Below are 2,873 nucleotides of genomic sequence, written 5' to 3'. Positions count from 1 at the left end.
CGACCCGCGCCGCAGCGCGACGCGCGTCAGCCCGCCGGGCACGATCACGGTCTGCTGGCCGGCCAGGATGTAGGGCCGCAGGTCGACGTGCCGCGGCTCGATGCGGTCCTCCAGGAAGCACGGCGCGCACGACAGGTCCAGCGTCGGCTGCGCGATGTAGTTGCGCGGGTTGGCGAGGATCCGCTCGCGGAACTGCGACCGCTGCTCCGCGGTGCTGTGCGGCCCGATCAGCATGCCGTAGCCGCCCGACTCGCCCACCGCCTTCACCACCAGCGACCCGAGGTTCTCGATCACGTGATCGCGCTGCACCGGGTCGTCGAGCAGGAAGGTCTCGACGTTGCGCAGGATCGGGTCCTCGTCGAGGTAGAACCTGATGATCGCCGGCACGTACGCGTACACGGCCTTGTCGTCGGCCACGCCGGTGCCGATGGCGTTGGCGAGCGCGACGTTGCCGGCGCGATAGGCGTTGAACAGGCCGGTCACGCCGAGCTGCGTGTCGGCGCGGAAGGCCAGCGGATCCACGAAGTCGTCGTCGACGCGGCGGTAGATCACGTCGACGCGCTGCGCGCCCGACGTCGTGCGCATGTAGACGATGTTGTCGTGGACGAAGAGGTCGCGGCCCTCGACCAGCTCGATGCCCATCTGGCGGGCGAGGAAGGCGTGCTCGAAGTACGCCGAATTGAACACGCCGGGCGTGAGCAGCACGACGGTGGGATTCTGGCGGCCCTGCGGCGACAGGTCGCGCAGGGTGCGCAGGAGTGCCTGGGCGTAGTGATCGATCGGCCGGACGCTGTAGCGGGCGAGCAGGCGCGAGAACGTGCGCTTCATCACCGCGCGGTTGGCCAGCATGTACGACACGCCGCTCGGCACGCGGAGGTTGTCCTCGAGCACGGCGAACTGGCCGTCGGACAGGCGCACGAGGTCGGTGCCGGCCACCGACACGTAGCGGTCGCCGGGCACGCGCAGGCCGCGCATCTCGCGGCGGTAGTGCGGGCAGCTGACGATCAGCTCGCGCGGGACGACGCCGGCGCGGAGGATGCGGCCCTCGTTGTAGATGTCCTTGAGGAACAGGTTCAGGGCGGTGATGCGCTGGGTGAGGCCCCGCTCGAGCTGCCGCCACTCGTCGCCGGTGATGATGCGCGGCAGGAGGTCGTACGGGAAGATGCGCTCGGTGCCCTTGCTGTCGCCGTAGACGGTGAAGGTGATGCCCTGGTGCAGGAAGGCGCGGTCGGCCACCTGCTGGCGGCGCTGGAGCTCGGTGGCCGGAAGGGTGCCGAGCTGCTCGAACAGGGGGGCGTAATGCGCGCGCGGCGCCTCCGGCGCGCCGAACATCTCGTCGTAGGCGCGTCCGAGGCTATAGGCGTTGAACAACGGCGCCTGGGGGACGGACATCCCCGGCGTCTCGGCAGTTGCCATGCGTCAGTAGACCAGCCGGACGGCACTTTTGGCGACGCTACGGCGCCACTTTGTTCCACAGACCGCAATTTGACATTTGAAATTCGAAATTCTCGGGGCGCGGGCCTTCGGCCGCGCGCCTCGGGATATTCGCGCGAGCGACGGCCGCAGGCCGAGCCGCCGCGAATTTCAAATGTCGAATGTCAAATTGCTAGAGGAAGGTCAGGCCCGGCTGCCGGAAGTCGCCCTCCAGAATCGTGGTCGACGGCGCCCCCAGCCACTGATCGAGGACGCGCGCGTAGACGCTGCGGAAGTCCGTCTGGAAGCGGACGTCGCCGTTGTTGCTCTCGAGTGTCGGGTTACCGGGCGTGTCGCGCAGGTCGGGGGCGGTGCCGTAGAGGCCGCCGTTCACGCCGCCGCCCATCACCATCATGGAGCTCGCGGCCCCGTGGTCGGTGCCCTGGCTGCCGTTCTCGTACACGCGGCGGCCGAACTCGGAGAACTGCAGCACGAGGCTGTCGTTGAGCAGGCCGTGGTTGCGCAGGTCCGTGTAGAACGCCAGCAGTGCGTCGTCCATGGTCGCCATCAGGCGGTAGTAGGCGCCGTTGACGTTGTTGGGGTCCTGGGAGGCGTGGGTGTCGAAGCCGCCGGTCTGCACCCAGAACACCTTGGTGCCGATGCTGCGGACCATGGCGCCGGCCACGGCGCGCAGGGCACTGCCCAGGCCGGTGGTCGGGTAGGTCACCGTTGGCGTGTAGGCAGCCACGGAGGCGACGCGGTCGAGCGTCTCGAAGGCGGCGCGCGAGGTGGCCGACACGAACGACAGGTGCGGGCGATCGACGGGCACGTGCGACGCGATCCGGGTGGCCGCCTGCCGGGCGAAGAGCGCCTCGTTGCCGGTGTTGGGGCTGCTGAACGCGTACGTGCGGGGGTCGGGAATCGCCGGCACGCCAACGAACCGCGACAGCAGCGTGCGCGGCGTCTCGCGCACCGTGTTCCAGCCGGTGAGCGGGTCGACGGGCTGGGGCATCAGCTCGAGGTAGCGCCCAAGCCAGCCCGGGCCCGACGGGTTGGACGGATCGGCCGTCGACCAGATGTCGGTGCCCTGGAAGTGGGATCGGCTCGAGTTCGGGTAGCCGCTGCGCTGGATCACGGCGAGGCGGCCGTCGTCGAAGATCCGCTTCATGCCCTGCAGGCGCGGGTGGAGCCCGATGTTGGTCCCGCCCGTGTCGGCGCCCACCTGCAGCACGTTGCCCTGCGGCACGGCGATGCTCGGGCGGCGCTGGTAGTAGCCCGGGTTGCCGTAGGGCACCACCATGCTCAGCGCGTCGTTGCCGCCGCTCAGGTACAGCACGACGAGGTTCCGCGACCGCGCGCCCTGCGCCCGCGCGATGTCGGACAGGAAGGCCGGCGCCGCGAAGCTGACGGTGAAGGCGGCGACGCCACCCTTGATGAACGTTCGACGGTTTGGAGCCATT

General features: G+C 69.5%; 2 protein-coding genes. Both read right to left on the bottom strand.

Annotation, left to right across the window (positions count from 1 at the left end; genetic code table 11):
- The coding region (locus tag ACIRDX_RS22435) for a circularly permuted type 2 ATP-grasp protein (protein WP_396627642.1) at positions 1 to 1,392 on the bottom strand (1,392 nt) is incomplete at its 3' end.
- Positions 1,393 to 1,606: 214 nt separating this feature from the next.
- On the bottom strand, positions 1,607 to 2,873 hold a 1,267-nt coding region (locus tag ACIRDX_RS22430; protein WP_396627641.1), incomplete at its 5' end, for a DUF1501 domain-containing protein.

Origin of the sequence: Luteitalea sp., assembly GCF_044337415.1 — a bacterium.
GTDB lineage: Bacteria > Acidobacteriota > Vicinamibacteria > Vicinamibacterales > Vicinamibacteraceae > Luteitalea.
The sequence above is the reverse complement of the archived record's forward strand: the minus strand, read 5'-3'. Positions and strand labels throughout refer to the sequence as shown.